This window comes from Hymenobacter sp. FMD4, assembly GCF_058932745.1.
Window position 1 is genome coordinate 51,900 of the sequence record NZ_JBZYWH010000015.1, and the last position, 22,071, is coordinate 73,970.

Below are 22,071 nucleotides of genomic sequence, written 5' to 3' on the forward strand. Positions count from 1 at the left end.
TGCCGCCTTTTCCCCACGGTTTTCTGTCTAAACGGCATCAATAACCTTGAGCGGCCGAACTGCACTACCTTACCGCCCATGAACATCAGCATCCTGACGCTTGGCTCGCGCGGCGACGTGCAGCCCTACGCCGCACTGGGGCAGGCGCTGGCGCAGCGCGGCCACCAAGTTACTCTGGCAACTGCCCAAAACTTCGGCGCCTTGGTGCGCGGCTACGGCGTCGGCTTCCACCCCATAGAGGTCGATTATCAGGCCATTCTGAACACACCGGAAGGCAAGAAAATGCTCGGTTCCAATCCGTTTGCCATTCGGCGCAACCTGGAGAAATGGGTGTATCCGCTCATCGAAAGCTCCTTGGATGAGTTCTTCCACCTCGCGCAGGCTAGCGACAAATCCATCTACCACCCCAAAACCCTGGCCGACGTATTTGCCGGCGCCCTGCCCGGAAAGATGGTGCGCGCCGCCGTGGTACCGGCCTTTCAGCCCACGCGGGATTTCGCCAATCCGGCCTTCAGCGGCTTTCCCATCCCGGCCCCGCTGAACCGCTTTAGCTACCGCCTCACCGACTGGAGCATGCGCTTGCTCAGCAAGCCCATCGGCCGGTTTCGGCAGCGCAATTTTCTCTCGGGGCAGGGCTCCATCGAGGTGGTACCGTTTCTGTACGGCATCAGCCCCGCCTTCCTGCCCAAGCCAGCTGATTATCCTAGCAACCACTACTTTACCGGCTTCTGGTTTGGGGCCGAAGCCGAGGCGCTGCCCGCCGAGGTGCAACGCTTTTTGCAGGCCGGCGCGGCGCCTGTGGTCATCACCTTCGGCAGCATGCCTTTCAGCAGCCCGGCGCCCATTGCCGAGCTAGTCGCAGCGGCCGTGGAGGAACTGGGTTTGCGCATCATCTTGGTGAAAGGCTGGGGCGTGACGGTAACGCCGGCGCTGGCGGCGCTACCCCAAGTGCTCGTAGTGGATGCCGTGCCCTACGCAGCGCTGTTTCCGCAGGTGCGGGCGGTGGTGCACCACGGCGGCATTGGCACCACGGCCGAATGCCTACGGGCGGGCTGCCCCATGCTCATCTGCCCGGTGCTGTACCCCGTAGGCGACCAACAGTTCTGGGGTAAGCTGGCCGAGCGCCGGGGTGTAGCGGTGGCGCCGTTGCCGGCCAAGCAACTGACGCGCCGTCGGTTTGTGCAGCGCTTGCGCGAGCTGATCGGCCGGGCTGAACTGGCCGAGCGCAGCCAGCATATGCACGAATTAATTCTTCAGGAGGATGGACTGAAGCGTGCCGTTGAACTGCTTGAGTCTGCAGGTTAGCGCTACCTGAATTGGGTTGCCGAATCAGGCCGTCGGGCCGCGCCATAGCGGGGCCTGATCGTTGCTGACTCAGGGCACTTCCGGTTATTTAAACGACGGCCACGCTGCAGCGTGGCCTTGCAACTTGCCTCCCCGAAGGCTGTAGGGAGCGTGGTGTGGCCCCGGCAGCACCTCAACGCTTTACGTCCCACGTAAAACGCTTCACATATTCGGGTGGTTTCGCTCCTTTTTTGGTCAACCTGACCAAGTTCAAAAAGTCAGAAAATCGCCATTTTTTCAGCTTAAAAGCAGAGTCAAACCTGATAACAATCATTATCAAAATGCATATAAGTTTCTTTATACCAAACATATACATACACAATACACACACTTACATTCTCCAAAGGTTAGTTCTATCACTTCATTTGATAAAGTCTGATTACCGCCACTATTAGGCCTTTACTTGTCCCGCTTATTGCTCAGATTTGGTCATCGGATTTGCTCCACTGACCAGCATGACTTCGCCCAACTTTTATCGCCACATTCACCAGACGCTACGCCAACAGGCGGAGCAGGTGCTGCTAGTGTGGCCCGGCGGAGCCCCCGATGCCCAAGACGCCCTTTTCACGGGCTCCATGTTGGCTGGTCGCATCGGGGCCTATCAGCAATTGTTGCTTGCTGAGGGCGTTCAGGCCGGGCAGCCGGTGCTGCTGTTGCTGCCCGTGGGTGCGGAGCTGATTTGTGGCCTGCTGGCCGTGATGAGCCTGGGTGCGGTACCCGTGCTGCCGCCCGCTGGAATTTCCGCCCTGGGGCTGATCCATCTGGCCCGTCGCAGCCAACTACGGACGGCCTTACTGCCACCCGCCAAGGCACGGCGCTACGGCTGGCTAATGCGCGGCTTCGGGCTGCACCTGCTGGGCGCGCCCGCCCCTGAAACGGTAGCCGAGCCATTAGCCTCGGAGGCAGTACCCTTTGATCGGCCCGCCTTAGTGTCGCACAGCTCGGGCTCTACCGGCCAGCCCAAAGCCATTCGGCGCAGCCACGCCGTATTGTCGGCCCAGCACGAGGTACTGAAAGCGGTATTTCCGCCCTGGGCGGGCCAGCGCGACTTTCCGCTGTTTCCCAACATCTTGCTGCACAACCTGTCCATCGGGGCGGTAAGCGTGCTGCCCGATGTGCCCTGGGGCCAGCTGGCGCAGCTGGATGCGGCCCGGGTGGTGCGTCAGCTACAGGCTGCGCAGGTACAGACGCTGACGGGCAACGTGTTTTACTTCACGGCGCTGTGTCGCCACCTGGAGCAGCACCCCACGGCCCTGCCAGCCGTGCGCGCTGTGGGAGTGGGTGGCTCGCCGGTACCGGAGCGGCTGTTGCAGCAGCTCCGAAAGCACTTTACCGGCGCGGCGGTGTACGTGATTTACGGCTCTTCCGAAGCCGAACCCATAGCCGTGCGCCCCGCCACGGCGGCCACCGATCCGCGCGGCGGCTATTGCGTGGGGGCAGTGCAGGCCGATTTGCACTGCCGCCTGCGGGCCATCGGCCAAGTGCAGCTGCCCGAGGGCCGCCGTTACGAAGTAGGCGAAATCTGCGTGCAGGGCGCCCATGTGGCCACGGCCGCCGGCACCTGGCTGCACACCGGCGACTTCGGCTATATCGATGAGCACCAGCAGCTCTGGCTGACCGGGCGACAGGGCAACGAAGCCATAATCCAAGGCGTGCAGCATTACCAGGTAGAGCACGTGCTCAGCCAGCTGCCAGGCGTAGAGCGCGTGGCTGCCCGGGCCGGCGCCCGCGCCTTCGATATCTACCTGCAAGGCACCGCTCCGGAACTGGCCGTGCGCGCCGCCTTAGCCGAACATTTTCCCCCGGGCCTGTGCAACCGCGTGCACCGACGACGGCATCTGCCAGTTGACCGCCGCCACCTCTCCAAAATCCTCTACGACCAGTTGCGCTAACGCCCTCCCCTATGCACACCGAATTTTATAACGTAGCCCTCGACCGCGTCCGTTATTCGCTGGTTTGGGAAAGCGGCGACACCCTCGCAGAGGCCCTGGGCTTGCAGGCTACCGACGACGTGCTGGTCATTACTTCCGCCGGCTGCAACGCCCTGAACGCCTTGCTACAGAACCCGCGCAGCGTCACGGCCATCGACCTGAACCCGGTTCAGAACCACCTGCTGCGCTTCAAGCAGTACCTAATCCTGCACCACGAGCCGCAGGTGCTGCGCGCTCTGCTTGGGCTGGATGGTGTACCGGCCGTGCTGGCCGCCTGGCAGGCGATAGAACCGGCTTTGCCAGAAGAGCTGCGGGCTTATTGGGCACCCTTCTTCGAAAGTCACCCAGCTGGTATTCTGACGGCTGGCCGCTTGGAAAGCTACTTGCTGGGTTTCCTGCCTACGCTCAGCGCGGAACTGCAAGCCACCCTACATCAGCTCGTGCGCTTCGATACGGTGGCCGAGCAGCGGCGCTGGTTTATGGACCGCCTGCACGGCACCGCCTTCGAGGATCAGTTTATTCATTACTTCGACGACGCCAACCTCAGCCGCGGCCGCGACCCGAAACTGTTTCGCTACGCCCCCGAATCGGGCGGTGAGGCTTTTTACCGGCGACTGGTGCGGCACGCGTCCACGGAACTGCTGCGCGACAACTTCTTTTTCCGCTTCTTCTTTTTCGGCCCCAACAACCTGCCCGAAAGCATCCTGCCGCCCTGCTACCAGCGCCAGCATTTTGCGCAGCTGCGCAAAATGCTGCAGCGCGGCAAACTGACCGTAACCACCGGCGAGGCTACCCACTACCTGCTTTCCGACGCCGGCCGACACATCAGCAAAGCCAGCCTCTCCAACATTTTTGAGTACGTGAGCCCGGCCGAGTTTCAGCTTACCGCCCGCGCACTGATGAGCCGCCCGCACCAGCTGCTGCGGGTGGTGTTCTGGAACCTGCTGCAGACGCACGCCGCCGGTACCATGCCCGGCATTCCCCTCGACCGCGTGGCCTCCACTGCCCTGGCCCGCCGACCCCGCGCTTGCTTTTACTTCCGCGACGTGCGCGTGCTCGATGCAACTCTTGCCACTACTTCCGTACCCGTTCCACACCTGCTGCCCGCTCATGCATAGCCCCGACTACTACCGTTCCGCGGCCCTCGTACAGGGCCTCATGCAAGCCCACGCGCCGCAGTGCCGCATCCAGGTGCGGGAGGTGCAGCCGCTGCCCATTGATAACTCGGCGAGCATCTTGGTGGTGCTCACGGCTGGGCAAACCGAGCGGCCCATCGGGCACTTCGGCTTGGCAGTTACTTTCGAAGCCGATGGCGAGCTGCAGACGCGCCACATGGTGCTCAAGCTTAAGCCGGCTGGCGGCGAGGTGTCGAGCATGCTCATGGGCTTGGCGCAGGCCTGCGGCGGCGAAGCAGCGGCAGTGTACCCTACGTACGCCACCCGCACTGGCTTCTTCCACACCCACCAGCGCGAGCTGGAAGTGTATGCCCGCCACGGCAACAGCCCATTGATGCCGCAGATCTGGGGCCTGCACCAGGACGAGGCGAACGACGTGCACATCATCCTGATGGAGTACCTCGACGACGTGGAGCTGCTCAACTCCGCCATGACGCCCGAGCAGTGGACCGATGAGCACCTGCGCGCCGCGCTGGCCCAGCTTGCCACTTGGCACGCCGCCCACCTGCGGCCCGCTACAGCTGTGCCCACCTCCTGGCCCGATCAGCCTTCGGCCAGCTACATGCAGACGCTGGCTCCGCTGTGGCAGGCCCTGGCCAACAACGCGGCGCAACGCTTCCCGGAGCTTTACGAGCCGGCCCACGCAGCGCTACTGCAGCAGGCTATTCGCAGCATTCCGGAGTACTGGGCCGAGCTGAGCACACAGCCGAAAACCCTCATTCACAACGACCTTAACCCGCGCAACACCTGCTTCCGCCGCACCGCCGCTGGCCTGCAGCTCTGCGCCTACGATTGGGAGCTGGCCACCTACCACGTACCGCAGTACGACGTAATTGAGCTGCTGGCCTTCGTGCTCGATGCTGACCGCTACCACCTGCGTCCCGCTTACCTAGAGTATTACCGCCAGCAGCTGCACGCTCACACCGGCCTCTTCGCCGATGCCGACGAATTCAACCGTATAGCCGGCCTGGCCGCGCTGGATTTCGGCCTGCACCGCCTGGGCATGTACATGATGGCGCACAGCGTTAGCCCCTACCCTTTCCTGCCGCGTGTGGTGCAGAGCTACTTTAATACCCTCGCGCAACTGCAGCCGCTCCGCGCTGCTACGGCCGCCTGCCCGGCGTAGAGCCGCCACCCCATACCCTCGCAGCCAACGCTTTGCAGCTCATCGTTAAACAGCCTGCGGCTATTGCTATTTATCCTGCTTAGGAAGTGTCATCCAGAGCAAAGCGAAGGCCCTTACCACGTATGAACGAGTCGTTGAGACGATTGTCTTTCTAGCGTGGTAAGGTCCCTCGCTCTGCTCAGGATGACAGCCCGATGCCGAATTCATACTAGCTAATAAGCTTCTCTATTTATTGTACAGGGTCAGCTTCGATTCAGTATTGAGATGTGGAGCATTGGCTGTGCCGACCTGCGGTGTCGGCCCTACAGTTCCTTCCCGAATAAGGCGTATTGGGCCACCTCGTAGTCCAGCCCGTCGGTGAAGTGCAGCGAAAAATTACCGGTACGCATCAGACAGAAGATGACCTCCTCGTACCGCTCGCGGAAATGAACCATGCCGTAAGCGCCCATGTACGACATGAGGCCGCGCTGCCGGTAATCGGGGTGCACGCCCACCGTTTTAGCCAGCAGCACCTTGCGTGGCAGCTTCGGAAAGTCGCGCTCGAATACGGGGTGCTCCTGCGGTGGCAACTGCAGCGCCTGGTAGTTGGGGTGGCAGAAGCTGAGCGCCGCCAGCTGCCCGGTGGCCCGGTCGCGAAAGAGCACCGAAGTGTACGGGCACAGCCGTTCGGCGTAGCGGCGGTTGTACAGCAGCCGAAACTGCTCGAATGAAACCGGTCGGTATGCCGGATTGGCCCCGAAAATAGCCTCTACCAACTCGTAGATGGCGCGTTCGTGCTCTTCCCAGGTGGCAGGCGTCAGCGGAATGAAGTCGAAGGGAATTTTCCCCAGTTCGGCGAGCAGCAGATTTTTATCCGCAAACACCGCGGGCACCGTTTCGGGCCGGATCAACCGGCTTTCGAAAGTGCTGACGGGCTGAAAGCCGAGCTCCGTGAGCAGGGCCTGATAGTAGGGCGGGTTTACCGGCTCCCGGTCAAATCGCCCCCACGAAGGCGGTTCGCCCAGCCGCAGCCGGTAGGCGTGGTAAGTGCTAAAATTAAGCGGGCCGACGAGGCGAGTGCGGCCGCGCTGCCGCGCCTCGTCGGCCAGTGCTTGGAAGGCCGCTTCGTTGGCCGGTGCGTCATCGAGTGTTTCCCAAAAGCCGAAGTATGCCTCGGAGCTGTCCGTCGGAAATATGCCAGCCACGCGCATGGTTCCTGCCTCGTCGCCGAAGAGCACGATGTCGTTGCGGTCGGCTTCGTGGGCAAACAGCTGCTCGGTTACGGCGCGGTTTTCATCGGGTTTGTAGGGTTGATTGTCGTACACGTGCGCCGGCACCTGCCAAAACCAGTCGGGGAGTTGGTCAGTGTAAGGTATGCGGAGAAGTGTCGTCATAGATGAGTTTTCTAATGCTGAATGACGCCAAGGCGGCATCTGCCGTAGGTTGTCAGCTGCAATATCACCGTCATGCTGAGCGCAGTCGAACCGAAGGAAGGCGTAAGCCCAGCATCTCTACTGATAGTAAACTCAACGAAGCGGTAGAGATGCTTCGACGAGCTCAGCATGACGGCCAAGAACATTTTATTTGCTTCGGGCTGAGTAGTAGAAATAACGTGCGGAACCGCGCAGCGCTACAGTGGTTCGATCTGGCCGGTGGCGCCATCCATCCGCACCTGCTGCCCGCTCTGCAGGCGCTTGGTGAGGCCGGGCACGTTGATGATGGTGGGAATTCCCAACTCGCGCAGCAAAATGACCGAGTGCGAAAGCGAAGACCCTTTTTCGATGATGACGCCGCGGCAGGCCGGAAACAGCGCCGCCCAGCCCGGGTCGGTGCGCAGCGCACACACGATTTTGCCGGCTACGGCGAGGTTGTCGTCGGGCGACGTTACTACCAGCACCTCCCCGCTCACCTGGCCGGGGTAGCAGCCGGTACCGCGCAAGGCAGCGTCGTCGGCAACGGCATCTGCCAACGGTGTAAGTGGCGGCGAGGGCACTACCACTCGGGCCGGCACTTCGTCGCGCAGGTAGCCGTTGAATTCTGATTGGCGTGCGGCCAAGGTGCCTGAAAGCTCCGTTGGGGCGGCGCCGCGCAGGGCGGCGGTTATCTCGTCTTCGGTGAGGTAGTATACCTCCCGCGCATCGCGCAGCAAGCCGCCTGCCACCAGCCGCTCGCCCATGGCCAGGTACAGCGCCCGGTACATGCCAAACAGCCGCGTACGCTCCAGCCGCAGCGACTCGCGGTGCCGGATGGCCTCCTGCAACTGCCGCAGCCGCCGGCGCAGGCGGGCCCGCAGCAGCCACGACTTGCCCCGCAGCAGCGCATTCACTTCAGCCTGGGCTTCGCTGAGGACTTGCTGGGAGCCATGGGTGCCGAGGGTGGCCGGGGTGTCGGCGGTGAGGTAATTGCGCAGGTACTGGTAGAAGATCTGCGGGCAGGTGCGCATGGTCTGGGTTTCGAGCTTCAGCTCCCCCACCGTCCGGTCGCCGTAGCGGCTGATGAATTCCTCTACCTCTCGGGCAAAATCGGGCGCCAGCTGCTGGACTTGGGCGAATAAGTCGGCGGGCTGCGCCAGGATGAGCTGGCGCAGGGCGGCGTGCGGGCGCACCTGCGCGGCCAGGGCCAGCATGCGCTTAGTGGGCTGGGTGCTGGCCAGGTCCTGGTCGCCGGCGAGGTAGCGGCGCAGCAGCTCCTCGGGCTCCGGGGCGCCGGCTTGCTGCAGCAGGCGCACGGCGCGGCCGTTGCTCATCATCACGTAGAAATCGTTGACGATGGGCGTGCTCCAGTTGCCGAGCAACTCCTGATCCAGCCGGCCTTTTTCGGCCAGCAGTTCAGCGGCGCTCAGCTGCGGCAGCGGCAGCTGGTAGAAGCGCTGGTAGTGCTGCTCAAATCGGCGGTGAAAAGCCTGGACGGCTCCATTCAATCGACTGAAAGCCCAAAGCAGCCGCGAGAGGTTCAGCACCAGCCGCGGGGCCATGCGCAACTTGGTGCTCAGGCTTTTTTCCTGCGTCTGCACAAAATCCACCGGCTCTTCCAGCCCCATCATGCGCTCCATATCGGCCTTGTTTTGCCGAAACGAAGGCAGCAGTTGCAGGCCGCGGTACCAGTTGTTGATGTTGTAGTAGATCCGACCTTTCACCAGGCCCAGCAGCTGCGTCACCACACCCTCGTGGGCGGCTATTTCGGCCGCTGGCAAGCCCAGGGCCCGCATGGTTTGGCGGTACACAGTGGCGTAGGCGCGCTGCGCAAAGCTGAACGTGAGCGGCGTAGTCACCCCGCAGTAGCTTTCCTGGATGTTGGAGTTGTCGTACACGATGACTTCCGGGATGGGCTGTGTGATGGGCCGCGCCTGCACTATCCACAACTGCTCCTCGGCCACCACAAACTCCACGTCCTGCGGCCCGCCAAAATCCTGCTCCAGCTGACTACCGATGCGGAACAGCTCGGCCAGGTGCTCAGGCGAGAGGCACGCGGCCTCCTGCAGGGGCTGCGGCACCGGCGTCGGCTCCAGCCCACCTTCCGGCCGGGCGGTCAGCTGCTCTTCTTTGCGGGCAATGATGTGGCGGTGCACCTGCCCGGTTTGCTTGCTGAAGTAAAACTCATCGGGCGCCAGCGCACCGCTGACCAAGCCTTCGCCAAAGCCCCACACGGCGTGCACGGCCAGCTCCTGCGGGTACTCGGGAAAGGTGGAAAAGAGCACGCCGCTGGCCGCAGGCGTGATTTGGCGCTGAACAATTACGGCCGGCCGGGCCGTGAGCGGCAGGTTCTTCTGCCGGCGGTAGGCCAGGGCGCGGTCGGAATAGGCGCTGGCGGCGCAGCGGCCGATGGCGGCTTCCACGGCCTCGGGCGTGGTCAGGTTCAGGAAGGTATCCATGAGCCCGGCGAAGGCGGCGTGGCGGCCGTCTTCATCGGCCACGGAGGAGCGCACCACCACCGGCTGCTGCGGAAACTGCCACTCGCGCAAGAGGCTGGCGAGGGCGGTGCGGTCGGCTTCGCTGAGCTGAAAAGCCCGCAGCTTTTCGCGCCGCTGCAGCAGCCCGGCTTCGTCCGTAACGGGTAGCTCGCCCGGTTGCGGGTCGAAGTTGTCGGCGGGCAGCACCGCGAAATCGGGCACTCGTGCGCCGGCCGCTTGCAGGTGGAGCAGGCCCGCGGCTTTGCCCCCGATGCCAGCGGCTGGCGCACGGAGATTAGACTGAATCAGAATCATGTAGAAAACCCGGCAACGATGGCCATATGGGAGCAAAGTAGCGGAGCGGGCAGGTTCCGCCAAGCCAATGTGTAGGGCAACCTGACTTTACAGCGGGATCTGCCTGGGTTAGTTTCCTGAGCTGTTGTAGAACGTTTTTGAAATTATACGCTTGAGTCGAGTCATGCTGAGCCCCGCCGAAGCATCTCTACCGCTTCGTTGGAATTAGTATCAAGCGAAGCGGTAGAGATGCTTCGGCGGGGCTCAGCATGACGTGCTAGAACCCTTTTTATTAAACTAAAACACACTAGTAGCCCCTTATCCGGCTTACAGTTCGCCGCTTGAAGACAGTGGCAATGTGTTTTGCAATGGCAGTTACACGCATAGCGTAGGTTGGATAACTGCCACTGCATTGCGTACTATTGATGGGAAACTGCCATATTGATACAGTGGCTAATGGCGGCAACCCAGATGTTAGCGGTTATTTTAGCACAACCTGCCAGTGAACTTTGAGCTGAACAATAATAATTTAGGTAACTGGTTGACACAACTGAATGGTAAGACCGTTGACAAGATATTTCAGGTTGACTTTAATGAAGAAGACAGGCACGAAGACATTTATTTGCCGTGGCTTTTCTTTGTAACATTCACCGACCTTGGCAAGTTTTTGGAAATTGAAGGTGACTTTGACGGCAGCCACATAAGAATTGCCCTCCATGACATTTCCCAACTTGAAAAAAAGCTGGAAGAAAACAATCTTCCTGATTATCCTGATCTTTGGAAAGTTTATGTGACAAGCCCAGAAGAAATTCTCAATAAACTTTTAGGACAGAAGATTAGTTTTATTGAATACGGTATTGATAGAGATGAATACTTGATAAATGGAACCATTTCAAAGGGACAGAAGGATGTTTTTACTTTTATTAGGCTTCATTGCGAGACTGTTAGCTTGACAATCTTTGAAGGTTCTGCAACTGGGCTTGGTGTATCAAATGACCCAAATGTGCGATTAGATTTTGAAGAAACATTTGAAGTTTTCAGCACGATGAAAAACAACCGCTAACAGCGTATTCGCAAAAAAGCGGCTGACCAACTACCTTTTAACAGCAAAAACAAAATCAACAACAGAATGAAAATGAAGCAGCAGAATATCGACTTCCGCTTCTTCGCAAATACGTTTTCCGTTTGCAATAGAGGACTTGCTCTGAAATTTAAGCAAATGATTAAAGACGGTATTAACATAGAAAGAGCACTTACAGAATTATCAAACGAAATTCTGAGCACAAATCAAGTCTCTGACATTCTTGATAGCCCTAAAGAGTTTCCAACAACCGTAGTTGAGGAACTGTCGATTGAAACTGCTTTAAGGTATTGGAAGGGACAACTTAACTACGAAGCCGCTGATTGCATTATGAACAACCTCTATTCATTCTGGGTAAACGATGATTATTTCGTCAAAACGTATCCATTTACAGATGTAGCATGGGAATGTTTTGAAGCTTTTGATGCTGGCAAATACTATAGAGCTAATGATAACAAAAGCATTAGTCTTGAAGTAAAATACACAAGGCCGCTTGTTGAAAAATTATTGAAAAGCAGAATGCTAATCGAATAAACTGCACACAAAACGAGGTTTGCGTCAGGCAGGTTAATGTGCAAATTTGAAGCTATGTGCTACTATTGAACTTTAGTAATGAATCGAAATTTTGTAATCCAAAATACGTCCTAACGCAAATATCCAAACTGCTGACGTCACCACACCCACCGCCCAATCTCAACAATAATCGACACATAGCTCGTCAGCATAAACAGCGACACCAGCAGCTCGGCGACTTTCAGCGTTTTGGGCCGCGGGCGGGCCAGGCTGCCGATGTAGGCGCCCAGCGTCACGAGGTAGAGCAGGCCCATCAGGGCGAAGGGCCAGAGGCGCGTATCGAGCAGGCGCAGCAGATAGCCTTGCACCAACACCCCGGCCAGCAGCACCACCAGCACCGCCACGATGGCACCCACGTAGCCCAGGGAGCGGGAGTAAGAATCGACACCGGGGCGCTCGGCCTCGGGCGTTTTGATTTTGCGGGCAATTTCAAACGAGAGGCCACCGAGCAAGCTTAGCAACGCCAGCAGCAGCAGCGGCAACGAGAGCAGCGGCCGCGCCGCGTACGCCGACCACACCCACCCGATAATCAGCGGCATGATGAGCAGGTGCGTGAATGCATAGAGCACCAGCCGCGCCCGCAGCCAGTCACGCACCAGGAATTCGTAGCGCATCAGCAGGCTGTAGCCTACCACCAGCGCCCAGGCCAGCAGGGTGCCCCAGCCCATCCACCAGGACCACGCCGCCTCCACGGCCACGCCTACCCAGGCCAGGCGCGTGAGCTGGCCCAGCGTGACGCGCCCCGACTGCAGTACGCGCTGCGGGTAATGCTCCAGATCGGAGGCGTAATCCTTGATTTCATCGAACACCCGGAGCCGGAAAAAGAAGGATATTGTAGCCAGAATGCCCACGGCTTCCCGCAGCCCGAAAGAGGCGGCTTCGGCGGGTTGGGTGGCCTGCGCCACGGCGTACACCGTCAAGAACAGGATGGCAAACAGAGCCATGTTGACGGGCGGAAACCGCTCGTGCAGGTAAGCAAAGAAATTACGCCGATTCATCGAAGCAAATAACGCCTGCGGCCGCCGCTATTACACTCACATGATTGAGGGATTGTACAAATTTCGCTGGTGGCTGCTGGGGCTGACGCTGGCGCTGTGCGCGCTGCTATGGCCGGGCGTACGTGCCGCCGTGCAGGTCGACAACAGCCTGGAGGCCTGGTTTCTGGAGGGTGACCCGGCGCTGGGCGCCTACCGCGACTTTCAGCAGCGCTTCGGCAACGATGAAGTGGTCATCGTGGTGGTGCACGACGAGCAATCGGTGCTCACGTCCGACTACTTCCGCCGTTTCCGGGCATTGAGCCAGGTGCTGGAACGCAATCCGGCGGTGGCCAGCGTCATCGGGCCCGGCAATGCGGTAGTGCCCACGCGCGGCCCGCTGGGCAGCGGTGCCCGGCCGCTGCTGGCGCCGGATGCCTCGCCGGCGCAGGTGCGGCAGCAGCTGGCCAGCCACGCGCTGCTGCGCGAGCAGCTGTTCAGCCCCGATTTTCGCACGGCCCGCCTGCTGGTGGTGCTGCGCCAGCTGCCCGATTTTGATGCGCAGCGCGGCGAGATTCTGGCCGCCGTGCAGCGCACGGTGTACGCCCACGTACCTCAGAAAAACGCGTACCTGGGCGGGGTAGGCGTCATTTTCGCGGGCCTGAACGCGCTGTCGCAGCAGGACTTTGGATTCTTTTTAGGCCTGGGCTATTTGCTGATGTTCGGGGTGTTTGCGCTGCTATACCGCAACGGCCTGCTGCTGCTCTACGTGCTGGGCATTGTGGGCCTGGCTACTTACCTCACGCTGGGCGTGTACGGCCTCACGGGCCACCGCCTGAACCTCATGACGGTGCTGCTGCCGGTGGTGCTGATTCTGCTGGGCTTCATGGATGCCATGCACGTCATCAATGAGCGCAACCTGCTGGCTACGCCCGGTCTGTCGCGGCGCGAGTCGGCCCTGCAGGCACTGCGCAATACGTTTTCGCCGTGCCTGGCCACTATGCTCACCACCGTGGCCGGCTTCCTGGCCCTGGTGACCAGCCCCATGGCTATCCTCAAGAACTTCGGCCTGTTTGCGGCCTTGGGCATTGGGCTGTGCTTCGTGTTCACCTTCGTGCTGGGCGTGCTCATTCTGCCTCTGACCAAGCCGGCGCCCCGCGCCACCCGCAGCACCAGCACGGCGCTGGCCCGCCTGTACACGTTCATTCTGGCGCGCAAAGGCGCCTTCACGGCTGCTTCAGTCGCCTTGGTGCTGCTGGCCGCGGCCGGCACCACCCTACTCCGCGCCGATACCTACACGCTCGGCTATTTCCCTTCCACCCACGCTGTGGTGCAGGACCACCGCGCCATGGAAAGCACCTGGGGGCCCTACATGCCGCTGGAGCTGCTGGTAGAGCCCAGGCCCGGTCATCAGCTCTACGATGCGGCCGTAGTGAGTGGCGCGGCGGCTTTCGCCGATTCGGCCCGTACACTGCGGGGCGTAGGCCGGGTATTCGGATTTCAGTCGCTATATCAGGCTGGCCTCGAAACGCAGTTTCCCAGCAAGGGCCGCGCGGCCCTGAGCAGCCAAAGCCTGCTGCGGCAGGTGCACCAGCAGCTCACCGCCGATTATCCGCAGTTGGCCGCGCAGTTTATGCACGTGCCCAGCCAGACCGGGCGCATCACCGTTTCGGGCACCATGCTTTCGGCGCGGCAGCTCACGGCCAAAACCGACACGCTGCTGCGCATGGCCCGGCACACGCTGGGGCCGGTGGCCACGGTGCGGCCGGCCGGCTATCAGCCGCTGTACGCCCGCATCGTGGAGTACGTGACTACCTCCCAAACCGAAAGCCTGCTCTTATCGGCCCTGATGGTGTTTGGGCTGGTGTGGGTGTACGTGCGCAGCTTCCGGCTGGCGCTGCTCACGGTGGTGCCCAATTTCTTCCCCGTGCTGGTGTTGCTGGGCGTAATGGGCTGGAGCGGTATTGCCCTGGATACGGCCACGGCCAGCATCGGCGCCATTGTGCTCGGGCCGTGCGTGGATGATACCGTGCACTACATTCACCACTACCGGCAAGCCCGCGTGGGCGGCCAGTCGCCGCACCTGGCGCGCCTGAGCACCATCACGCACGTGGGCCCCACCATTGTCCTGACGAGCGTGATTCTATTTGCCGGCTACGCTGTGATGGGCCTTGGTTCGCTCAAAACGGTGCAGCTGTTTGGGGTGCTCACGGCGGTATCAGTAGCAGCCGCGCTGTTTGGCGAAATCATCATCTTCCCGCTGGTGCTGGAGCGGTTTGATCGGGAGAAGGCAGCGGAGAAAGTGACGGTGTAGTTTCTTCAGTACCGGTTGAATTTAACCGACCGTCATGTCGAGCGCAGTCGAGACATCTCGCGTGTTTAGCCGGATAGTAATTCCTTTATCAGAACATTACTCTCGGCTCGGCCGTCCGCACGCGAGATGTCTCGACTGCGCTCGACATGACGGGCTGCTTTGGTCGTTTAACGATTGTCAACCACCCCGCCCTGCGGGCACCACTCCTCATCCGAGGAGGGGAGTTTTATTCTAACTACTTGGCTTAAAACTCGTCCGGTAAATTCACCGCGTCTAGCCAGGTTTGCAGCAGTACCGGCCTCTGGAATAGGTTGATGAACAGTACGCGCTCCTCGCCTACCAGGCGCCACACCTCGGCGTAAAAATCCTCCAGGGCATAAAGCTGCAGCCGGCAGCCGTGCTCGGCGCGGTCGGCCAGGTGGTGACCGGTGCGGAGCAGGTGCTCGGCCTGCTGGCCCAGCGGAAGTTTGGTAAAAGCAGCAAATTTCATGACATCACAGTGGCAGCGGCGCGGCCACCGAAGATACAACGATTAGCTGGCAAGGGGTTCCGCTGCGTATGCGGGGGTTTGGTTAGCTTTCCGGCGTTACTTGTTGCTACTGCATGTCTACACCTCTGCTCATCATCGTTCTGGGCTGCTTGATTTTCTTCGGGCATTACCTCTCCGAGGTGTTTGAGCGCACCAAGCTGCCGGAGGTCATTGGTCTGCTGATGGTGGGTTTGCTGCTGGGCCCGATTCTGGGCGTGGCCAATCCGCAGGACTTCGGCCAGGGTGGGCGCCTGTTCACGAATATTGTGCTGGTATTCATTTTATTCGAGAGCGGCCTGGATGTGCACTTGCGGCAGCTGCAAGCGTCGTTGCGCGGCTCGGTGGGCCTAACCACGCTTAACTTTATCGTCTCCACCCTGCTCGGGGCGGGCGTGGGCGTGTGGCTGGCCGGGCTGGATATCCTATCGGCGCTGATGCTAGGCTCCATTCTGGGTGGCACTTCTTCGGCAGTGGTCACCACGCTCATCCGTAAGGTAAAGGTGCAGGAAAGCACCTCCGCTACCTTGGTTATCGAGTCGGCGTTTAGCGACCTGTTTACCCTGGGCGTGCCCCTGTCACTGATGACGGCCTACGACGACTCGTACTTCAACGTCGGGACGATGTTCGGGCAGATGGTTGCCTCCCTGGTGCTGGCTGTGCTTATTGGGGCGGGCGGGGCACTGGGCTGGTCGTGGATTCAGGCCCGGCTGCCCAGCTTGCAGAAAACACGCTTCTCCACGCCGGCCTTCGTGTTTATCGTGTACGGCTTGGTGGAAATGATGGAGTTCAGCGGGCCGATTGCGGTACTCACCTTCGGCATCACCCTCAGCAACCTGAATTTGCTGAGCCCGCTCCGGCTGGCCAAGTACATCCCGCAGAATCCCGTGACGCTGCGCGAAGACGAGAAAAGCTTCTTCTCCGAAATCGTGTTTTTGCTGCGCACCTTCTTTTTTATCTACATCGGCCTCAGCATTCAGGTCGACAACATCTGGCTGATGACGGCCGGCGTGGTGCTCACCTTGCTGCTTCTGCTGGCCCGCATTCCGGTGGTGCGCATTTCGGCTCCGGCCAATACCCCGCTGCTCGATCTGTCTATCATGAGCATCATGATACCCAAGGGCCTGGGCGCGGCCGTGCTGGCTACGCTGCCGGCCCAACGCGGCATTCCCACCGGCGAGATTATCCAGACGGTGACCTTCTCGGTGATTCTCAACACTACCCTGCTCTGCACGCTGCTCTTCGTGCTGGTGGAGCGCGGCACACTGCTGGGCTTCTACCGATTGTTTTTCCGCTCGGCCCCGCACGAGCCCGCGCAGCCCCTGGAGTAATCCCCAAAGGTGCGCCGCTGCTATTTCATTAGTTTCCCAATAATGCCCAGGTTCCGCTTTCCGCACCCGCTGGTGCTCCTTATCGGTTTTATCATGCTGGCCGTGGCGCTCAGCTACGTGCTGCCCGCGGGCCGTTTTGAACGGCGGCTGGACGAGGCCACCAAGCGCGAGGTGGTAGTGCCCGGTTCTTACCACCGCGTGGCGCCCACGCCGGTTTCGCCACTCGATTCCGTCACGGCCATTCCACGTGGCCTACTGGAAGCCGCCGACGTTATTTTTCTGGTGTTTCTGGCCGGCGGCGCCTTTACGGTGGTCGATCAGACCGGCGCACTGCGGCGTGGCGTCGACTGGCTGTTGCAGAAGCTCAGCGGGCGCGAGGCCCTGGTAATTCCGGTAGTGGCGCTGCTGTTTGCCACCATGGGCGCGCTAGAGAATATGCAGGAAGAAATCGTGCCGCTGGTGCCGGTGCTACTGGTGCTGATGCGGCGTATGCGTTATCCGGTGCTCACGGCCGTGGCCATCAGCATTGGTTCGGCGGCCGTGGGCGCAGCCTTCAGCCCAATTAACCCTTTCCAGGTAGGCATCGCGCAGAAACTGGCCGGCCTACCCCTACTCTCGGGCGCGGGTTTCCGCATGGTGTTTTTGGCGCTGGCATTGCTTATCTGGATTGGCGGCACGCTGCGCTACGCCCTGCGCCACCGGGAAGCCACGGCCGTGGTTGCTGATACCTCAGAAATGGAAGCCGAAACAGCCGCGCAATCTGGCAATGGCCGTCACGGGTTGGTGCTGGGCTTGCTGCTGGCCACGTTCGGGTTCTTTGGCTACGGCGTGCTGGAGCTAGGCTGGGACTTCACCCAGATGGCAGCCCTGTTTTTTGCCCTGGGGGTGGCGGCCGGACTGGCGGGCGGCTTGGGCCTCACCGGCACCGCCGAGGGCTTTATTGCCGGCTTCAAGGACATTGCTTTTTCCGGCATGCTAATCGGCTTTGCCCGGGCCATTTTCGTGGTGCTGGAGCAAGGTCAGATTGTCGACACCATCGTACAGGGCCTATCGGCGCCGCTGGCGCAGCTACCGGTGACGCTTTCGGCGCTGGGCATGCTGGGCGTGCACACAGCGCTGCACCTACCCGTGCCCAGCGTGAGCGGACAGGCGGTGCTTACCATGCCCATTCTCACGCCATTGTCGGATTTGCTGGGCCTTTCGCGTCAGGTAACGGTGTTGGCGTATCAGTACGGCGCGGGCCTGTGTGAGTTGATTACGCCTACCAACGGTGCCCTAATGGCCATTGTGGCGGCCTGCGGAGTGCGCTTTGATCAGTGGTGGAAATTTGCGCTGCCCCTGTACTTGTTGCTGGTACTACTGGCCGTGGTGGCCATCGTGGTAGGTATTGCGGTAGGCGTTTAGCTACTCTGCGAAGACCGTAACGACGACCGGCCTGGCTTCCGGCGTGGTGTGCACCGCGTAGGCCATCAGCGCCCATATCAGTACCGTGTACCAGCCCATTACCGCCACCGCAAACTCGCGGCCTACAGCAAGAGATAAAAGCGCAAAGCCGGGCAGGAAAAAGCCGCCGGCCAGCGGTACCCAGCGGCGCCAATCCGCCCAGACGCGGGCGCGGAGCACGGCCGTGCCCACCACCAGCATGAGCACCATGCTGGCCGGCCACGCGGCATCGGCTACCTGATAAAGGACGTGCTTCTGCGGGCCAGCTACCGTATCAAACACTTGCTGCGTGGCAGCCAGACTCAGCAGCACCAACTGCACCGCGTACAGCGCCTTAGCTCCTCGCCCGAAGCCGGTGACGCGCCCCTGGCGCAGCCCCGTGGCGCTGCACGCCCAGCCAATCAGAAACACCAGCCCCATCAGCGCCGAGCCCGTCGGGGCCCAGCTTAGCTTGGTTTGGCCGATGGTCATCATCAGCTGCATGCCCGGGCAACAAATGAGGGCGACGATGCCCAGGGTGCGATTATTCATGACGCAGGAAAGGGTTGGGAAGTGACTGGATTAGACACTTGCAAAGAACCCTGCCTGGCATCGGCAGCACAATCACATCATCAGGGAGACTGGCCACTTTCGGGCTGGTTCCCCATCACATATTCGGTTACGAAGCCCGCAGCTGATGCGCTTCAAACACCTGCGGCACCTTTTTCTTGCGCACCACTATCTGGTAACGGGCCCGGGCAGCGCCTTCGTCCCAGAAGATATCCGATACCACCCCGCGCAGGCGCGGCTGCCCGGGCTCCATCTCCGTAGCCTCCACTGCATCGCCGAAGCCGAAGGGCGGGCGCTGAATAGGCCGAAACAGCTCGGGGCGCACCAAGAACTGCTGCTCGTCGTAACGCAGCGTAATCCATTCCTCGTCCTCGCCTATCTTCTCAAACACCTTGTCCAGCGGCTCTACCCACTCAAACGTGCGGCGGTTGGCCGGATGCACGTAGGTATAGCCGTAGTCGGCAGACCAGCCATAAAGGCCGTATTGAAGCATCGGACGGGGCACGGGCAGGAAAAGTTGGTTATCAGAAAGCCAAACGCCGAAGCCGGGCGGCAAGTTTGGCGGGCGGCAAAAGTAACACAGCCTGCCCGCCTGCGCATCGTAGCTGGGCAGCCGCACCGCCCCCGCGACGGCGCATAGCCTGGGCTACGGTGCCGCGGTGCCGCCTTCGGTGCTACCGGGTTCCAGCAAGTACACGTCAGATTCGCCGTCGCCATACAGCTGGGTGAGCGTGTATGAGTGGGCTTGCGCGCCGGTGCCGCGGGTAGGCAGCGTCACCATTTCCTCGGCGTCGGGCTTGTCGCTTTTCTTCATATACAGCTTGTCACCTACCCAACGGTAAGCCCCGGCAAAGCGCGTGTACACGTAGCCCATACCGCTCACACGGTACTTCGGCGTGCCCGTTGGGGTAGAACTGAATGGTGCCGCCCGCACGTGAGCTAAGGGTGTTGTCCTTGCGCACGGTGGTTAGTTGGGTAATGTTCCACTCGCTCGGAAAGGGCAGCCGCGCAGCAGGTGCAGCCTTGGGTCCCGCTGCCCTGGGCCCAGCGGGCTTGGATGCAACCGTTTTAGCGGGCGTTTTAACCGCTGCTTTTTGTTGGGCCCAGACATCAGGCGACGCGGCGGCCACTAAGGCTACCACAACAAGTAGAGGCAACAACCGATGCGTCATAGCAGAAAGGGCAGCCCGTTATATGGGCCGGGCCCTAAAGATAATCTTGTCGGGAATAGCTGGTCAATTATTGGCCGAAACCAAGATTGGTTGTTTTTACGGAGCTGTTTTAGACCCTTTTACCGTAACCCGCCCCCCTCAGAAGCGCGTTCAATGGGGTTCCGTCCCCTGAGGTATAGCAGGTATCCAACATCATATTCGAGGACACTTTCCGGTACGGAGCATCGGCTCCGCTGCCGCCGGGTAGTTTTTTGGCTGAAGGCAATGAAGAAAGAAGAAATTTACCTGGGCGACATCGAGCGCATCATGTTGGGCAATGCGCCCGTCGAGTTTATGGTGGAAGTGCTGCTGCGCACGCTCATCATGTTCTTGGCGCTGCTGATTGTATTCCGGTTGCTGGGCAAGCGCATGAACGCGCAGCTTTCCCTCACCGAAATGGCCGTAATGGTAACGCTTGGTGCCATCGTGGCGGTACCCATGCAGCTCCCCGACCGCGGCCTGATTCCGCCCCTGGTGGTACTGCTGTGCGTGCTGGGCCTGCAGCGCGGGCTCAATTACTGGGCCACGCGGCGGCGTCCGGTGGAAGTCACCTTGCAAGGCGATGCCCGCTTGGTAGTACGCGAAGGCGTGCTGCAAACTGAGCAGCTCAGGAAGTCTGGGATTTCGCACGAGCAGCTGTTTGCGCAGCTCCGCTCCGAAAACGTGCTGCACCTGGGCCAAGTGAAACGGGTGTACTTCGAGGCTTGCGGCAACTTCAGCATTTTCCGTCATGCCCAGCCTCGCCCAGGCCTGAGCGTGCTGCCACTCATGGACCAGAAGCTGCACACCGATGAGCACCAAGCCGAAGGCCAACAAGCCTGCCTGCACTGCGCTACGGTGGTAGAGCACCAAGCCACCGAACGCCCCTGCCCCACCTGTGGCCACCAGGAATGGACATATGCTGTAGTCGAGGCCCACGAGGTAGCCGAATTCTAGACGCTATTCAGTTAATTATTTGCTAGCGCATCTCGCTTATGAAACCCGAAGACATTCAGCTGACCGATTACATGCGCATTTTGCTGGGCGAATTGCCCTGGAGCTTTGTACTGGAATCCATACTGCGCATCCTGTTCCTGTACCTGCTGCTCATCGTCTCCATGCGCATGATGGGCCAGCGCATGGCCGGCATGCTTAGCCGCATTGAAATGGCGGCGTTGGTGTCGCTGGCAGCGGCCATTGGGGTGCCGCTGCTGGCCCCCGACCGCGGCTTGCTGCCCGCCATCATCATCGCGGCGGTGGTGGTGCTTAGCCAGCGCATTATTACGCGGTATGCCGTGAAGCACAAAGAGTTTGAGCAGCTGGCCCTCGATGATATCAGCATCGTGGTGGAAGATGGTCGCTTGCAGCGCAAGGGCATGCTGGAAGCGGTATTGCCGCAGGAGCGGCTGTTTTCTGAGCTTCGCTCCAATGGCATTGACAACCTAGGCATGGTCAGGCGCATGTATATGGAAGCCAATGGCAATTTCACGGTGCTCAAGCAGCCCAAAGCGCAGCCCGGCCTGACGCTGATTCCCGATTGGGACCAGGATTTCATTCAGGAGCAAGCCAAGGTGCCCGACACCTATGCGTGCTGCAGTTGTGGCTTTGTACGCCATAGCCGCGGCCACGAACCCAACACCGCCTGCGGCCATTGCGGTGAAAAACGCTGGTCGTCGGCCGTTATATCGAGCGAAACAGAAGATTAGGCGCGGTGCTGCGCCGCATGAGCCAGCAGTTGGTCACGCAACTCAGGCCCACCACGCATGTTGCCAAGGTTCAGGCGCCGTTGCTGGCCACTGGGCAGGTAAATAAGCACGGCTGCATCGCCGACGGGCTCCAAGCGCACTACATCGGCCCACTGATAGGCAAACCGCCGCCCAAACGGATGCAGCCGGCCGCTAAAGCCGCTTTCCTGCAGGTGCAAAAAACGCCGCCGATGCAACCGTGCCAGGTTGAACGCCAGCCAGACGTATACGCCCGCCAATGCCCAATACACGTAAGGCAGCGCATGAAAGCGGGGCTGGCCGCTGAGCGCATCGGCCTCGTGGTGACGGTGCCAAATGTGGTAGCCCTCGATAGCCAGAATGCCGGCGGCGGCCAACTCCAGCCAAGCTACTCGCTCCTGGTGGGTGGGGTCGTGACGGAGGTGGCGCAGCTCACGCACCAGCAGTACCACGTAGGCGGCTCCCACCAAGAATTCGATGCCGGTGAGGAAGGTAAATGGCTTTTCGCCGCGGATAACATTGGCTACACCTAGCAGCAACACCACCGCGGGAACCAGGTGAGAAATCCCTTTTGCCCGTTCAGAGCGCATCCGCCGCTTGTGGTGCAGGACGATAAACGCCGGTGAAA

The 22,071-nt window shown here is 60.6% G+C and carries 19 protein-coding genes; 11 read left to right on the forward strand and 8 right to left on the reverse strand.

Translation table 11 applies throughout. The features are described 5' to 3' along the window. The first annotated feature begins 78 nt into the window (after window positions 1-78). The 4 genes from AC5FXY_RS14330 (at window position 79) to AC5FXY_RS14345 (ending at window position 5,576) form a co-directional block, all read left to right on the forward strand. Window positions 79-1,305, forward strand: coding sequence for a glycosyltransferase (locus AC5FXY_RS14330; RefSeq protein ID WP_493557378.1), 1,227 nt, complete (start codon window positions 79-81; stop codon window positions 1,303-1,305). 494 nt (window positions 1,306-1,799) lie between these two features. Beyond that, window positions 1,800-3,236, forward strand: a complete 1,437-nt coding sequence (locus tag AC5FXY_RS14335; protein ID WP_493557379.1) for an AMP-binding protein — start codon at window positions 1,800-1,802, stop codon at window positions 3,234-3,236. Window positions 3,237-3,247: 11 nt separating this feature from the next. Then, a complete protein-coding gene (locus tag AC5FXY_RS14340) occupies window positions 3,248-4,393 on the forward strand; it encodes a DUF3419 family protein (RefSeq protein ID WP_493557380.1) in 1,146 nt (381 codons plus the stop codon). Then, the gene (locus tag AC5FXY_RS14345; protein ID WP_493557381.1) at window positions 4,386-5,576 is read left to right on the forward strand and encodes an aminoglycoside phosphotransferase family protein; all 1,191 of its coding nucleotides are present in this window, start codon (window positions 4,386-4,388) and stop codon (window positions 5,574-5,576) included. Before AC5FXY_RS14340 ends, AC5FXY_RS14345 begins: the two co-directional genes overlap by 8 nt. Window positions 5,577-5,878: 302 nt before the next feature. Here the strand turns inward: AC5FXY_RS14345 and AC5FXY_RS14350 are convergent, their stop codons facing one another. Both AC5FXY_RS14350 and AC5FXY_RS14355 read right to left on the reverse strand, forming a co-directional pair. After that, entirely contained in the window at window positions 5,879-6,949 is a 1,071-nt protein-coding gene (locus AC5FXY_RS14350) for a hypothetical protein (RefSeq protein WP_493557382.1), read from the reverse strand. Window positions 6,950-7,185: 236 nt separating this feature from the next. Then, a complete protein-coding gene (locus AC5FXY_RS14355) occupies window positions 7,186-9,759 on the reverse strand; it encodes a PEP/pyruvate-binding domain-containing protein (RefSeq protein WP_493557383.1) in 2,574 nt (857 codons plus the stop codon). Window positions 9,760-10,240: 481 nt separating this feature from the next. Between AC5FXY_RS14355 and AC5FXY_RS14360 the strand changes: the two genes are divergently transcribed. Then, window positions 10,241-10,801, forward strand: a complete 561-nt coding sequence (locus tag AC5FXY_RS14360) for a hypothetical protein (RefSeq protein ID WP_493557384.1) — start codon at window positions 10,241-10,243, stop codon at window positions 10,799-10,801. A gap of 66 nt (window positions 10,802-10,867) precedes the next feature. Beyond that, a complete protein-coding gene (locus tag AC5FXY_RS14365) occupies window positions 10,868-11,353 on the forward strand; it encodes a hypothetical protein (RefSeq protein ID WP_493557385.1) in 486 nt (161 codons plus the stop codon). A 137-nt stretch (window positions 11,354-11,490) separates the two neighbouring features. Here AC5FXY_RS14365 and AC5FXY_RS14370 read toward each other — a convergent pair whose 3' ends face one another. Then, window positions 11,491-12,390 carry a UbiA prenyltransferase family protein gene (locus AC5FXY_RS14370; protein WP_493557386.1) on the reverse strand — a complete coding sequence of 300 codons (900 nt, stop codon included), beginning with the start codon at window positions 12,388-12,390 and terminating at the stop codon, window positions 11,491-11,493. Between the two features lie 40 nt (window positions 12,391-12,430). Between AC5FXY_RS14370 and AC5FXY_RS14375 the strand changes: the two genes are divergently transcribed. Next, a complete protein-coding gene (locus tag AC5FXY_RS14375) occupies window positions 12,431-14,680 on the forward strand; it encodes an efflux RND transporter permease subunit (protein ID WP_493557387.1) in 2,250 nt (749 codons plus the stop codon). A gap of 244 nt (window positions 14,681-14,924) precedes the next feature. On the opposite strand, the gene AC5FXY_RS14380 is transcribed toward AC5FXY_RS14375, so the two are convergent. Next, complete coding sequence (locus AC5FXY_RS14380) at window positions 14,925-15,170, reverse strand: hypothetical protein (protein WP_493557388.1); 246 nt, start codon at window positions 15,168-15,170, stop codon at window positions 14,925-14,927. Window positions 15,171-15,283: 113 nt separating this feature from the next. On the opposite strand from AC5FXY_RS14380, the gene AC5FXY_RS14385 reads away from it, so the two are divergent. Both AC5FXY_RS14385 and AC5FXY_RS14390 read left to right on the forward strand, forming a co-directional pair. Beyond that, a complete protein-coding gene (locus AC5FXY_RS14385) occupies window positions 15,284-16,537 on the forward strand; it encodes a cation:proton antiporter domain-containing protein (RefSeq protein WP_493557389.1) in 1,254 nt (417 codons plus the stop codon). Between the two features lie 42 nt (window positions 16,538-16,579). Next, window positions 16,580-17,941, forward strand: a complete 1,362-nt coding sequence (locus AC5FXY_RS14390) for a YfcC family protein (RefSeq protein ID WP_493557390.1) — start codon at window positions 16,580-16,582, stop codon at window positions 17,939-17,941. Here AC5FXY_RS14390 and AC5FXY_RS14395 read toward each other — a convergent pair whose 3' ends face one another. The 3 genes from AC5FXY_RS14395 to AC5FXY_RS14405 all read right to left on the reverse strand — a co-directional run bounded on the left by AC5FXY_RS14395 (window position 17,942) and on the right by AC5FXY_RS14405 (window position 19,463). After that, window positions 17,942-18,511: a hypothetical protein gene (locus tag AC5FXY_RS14395; RefSeq protein ID WP_493557391.1), complete on the reverse strand. Its 570-nt coding sequence runs from the start codon at window positions 18,509-18,511 to the stop codon at window positions 17,942-17,944. A gap of 127 nt (window positions 18,512-18,638) precedes the next feature. Next, window positions 18,639-19,034: a DUF6960 family protein gene (locus tag AC5FXY_RS14400; protein WP_493557392.1), complete on the reverse strand. Its 396-nt coding sequence runs from the start codon at window positions 19,032-19,034 to the stop codon at window positions 18,639-18,641. Between the two features lie 141 nt (window positions 19,035-19,175). Continuing rightward, window positions 19,176-19,463 (reverse strand): hypothetical protein, encoded by a 288-nt coding sequence (locus tag AC5FXY_RS14405; protein ID WP_493557393.1) that lies wholly within the window; start codon window positions 19,461-19,463, stop codon window positions 19,176-19,178. 502 nt (window positions 19,464-19,965) lie between these two features. On the opposite strand from AC5FXY_RS14405, the gene AC5FXY_RS14410 reads away from it, so the two are divergent. Beyond that, complete coding sequence (locus AC5FXY_RS14410; protein WP_493557394.1) at window positions 19,966-20,676, forward strand: DUF421 domain-containing protein; 711 nt, start codon at window positions 19,966-19,968, stop codon at window positions 20,674-20,676. A 38-nt stretch (window positions 20,677-20,714) separates the two neighbouring features. After that, a complete protein-coding gene (locus AC5FXY_RS14415; RefSeq protein WP_493557395.1) occupies window positions 20,715-21,425 on the forward strand; it encodes a DUF421 domain-containing protein in 711 nt (236 codons plus the stop codon). On the opposite strand, the gene AC5FXY_RS14420 is transcribed toward AC5FXY_RS14415, so the two are convergent. Continuing rightward, window positions 21,422-21,988: a hypothetical protein gene (locus AC5FXY_RS14420; RefSeq protein ID WP_493557396.1), complete on the reverse strand. Its 567-nt coding sequence runs from the start codon at window positions 21,986-21,988 to the stop codon at window positions 21,422-21,424. The two genes, AC5FXY_RS14415 and AC5FXY_RS14420, sit on opposite strands and share 4 nt — an antisense overlap. Window positions 21,989-22,071 lie beyond the last annotated feature (83 nt).

What these genes read in the sequence shown, in the direction of transcription:
- AC5FXY_RS14355 (WP_493557383.1), bottom strand. Translation starts at nt 9,759, where the DNA reads ATGATTCTGATTCAGTCTAATCTCCGTGCGCCAGCCGCTGGCATCGGG.
- AC5FXY_RS14390 (WP_493557390.1), top strand. Translation starts at nt 16,580, where the DNA reads ATGCCCAGGTTCCGCTTTCCGCACCCGCTGGTGCTCCTTATCGGTTTT.
- AC5FXY_RS14385 (WP_493557389.1), top strand. Translation starts at nt 15,284, where the DNA reads ATGTCTACACCTCTGCTCATCATCGTTCTGGGCTGCTTGATTTTCTTC.
- AC5FXY_RS14380 (WP_493557388.1), bottom strand. Translation starts at nt 15,170, where the DNA reads ATGAAATTTGCTGCTTTTACCAAACTTCCGCTGGGCCAGCAGGCCGAG.
- AC5FXY_RS14370 (WP_493557386.1), bottom strand. Translation starts at nt 12,390, where the DNA reads ATGAATCGGCGTAATTTCTTTGCTTACCTGCACGAGCGGTTTCCGCCC.
- AC5FXY_RS14415 (WP_493557395.1), top strand. Translation starts at nt 20,715, where the DNA reads ATGAAACCCGAAGACATTCAGCTGACCGATTACATGCGCATTTTGCTG.
- AC5FXY_RS14375 (WP_493557387.1), top strand. Translation starts at nt 12,431, where the DNA reads ATGATTGAGGGATTGTACAAATTTCGCTGGTGGCTGCTGGGGCTGACG.
- AC5FXY_RS14330 (WP_493557378.1), top strand. Translation starts at nt 79, where the DNA reads ATGAACATCAGCATCCTGACGCTTGGCTCGCGCGGCGACGTGCAGCCC.
- AC5FXY_RS14335 (WP_493557379.1), top strand. Translation starts at nt 1,800, where the DNA reads ATGACTTCGCCCAACTTTTATCGCCACATTCACCAGACGCTACGCCAA.
- AC5FXY_RS14340 (WP_493557380.1), top strand. Translation starts at nt 3,248, where the DNA reads ATGCACACCGAATTTTATAACGTAGCCCTCGACCGCGTCCGTTATTCG.
- AC5FXY_RS14365 (WP_493557385.1), top strand. Translation starts at nt 10,868, where the DNA reads ATGAAAATGAAGCAGCAGAATATCGACTTCCGCTTCTTCGCAAATACG.
- AC5FXY_RS14410 (WP_493557394.1), top strand. Translation starts at nt 19,966, where the DNA reads ATGAAGAAAGAAGAAATTTACCTGGGCGACATCGAGCGCATCATGTTG.
- AC5FXY_RS14345 (WP_493557381.1), top strand. Translation starts at nt 4,386, where the DNA reads ATGCATAGCCCCGACTACTACCGTTCCGCGGCCCTCGTACAGGGCCTC.
- AC5FXY_RS14350 (WP_493557382.1), bottom strand. Translation starts at nt 6,949, where the DNA reads ATGACGACACTTCTCCGCATACCTTACACTGACCAACTCCCCGACTGG.
- AC5FXY_RS14395 (WP_493557391.1), bottom strand. Translation starts at nt 18,511, where the DNA reads ATGAATAATCGCACCCTGGGCATCGTCGCCCTCATTTGTTGCCCGGGC.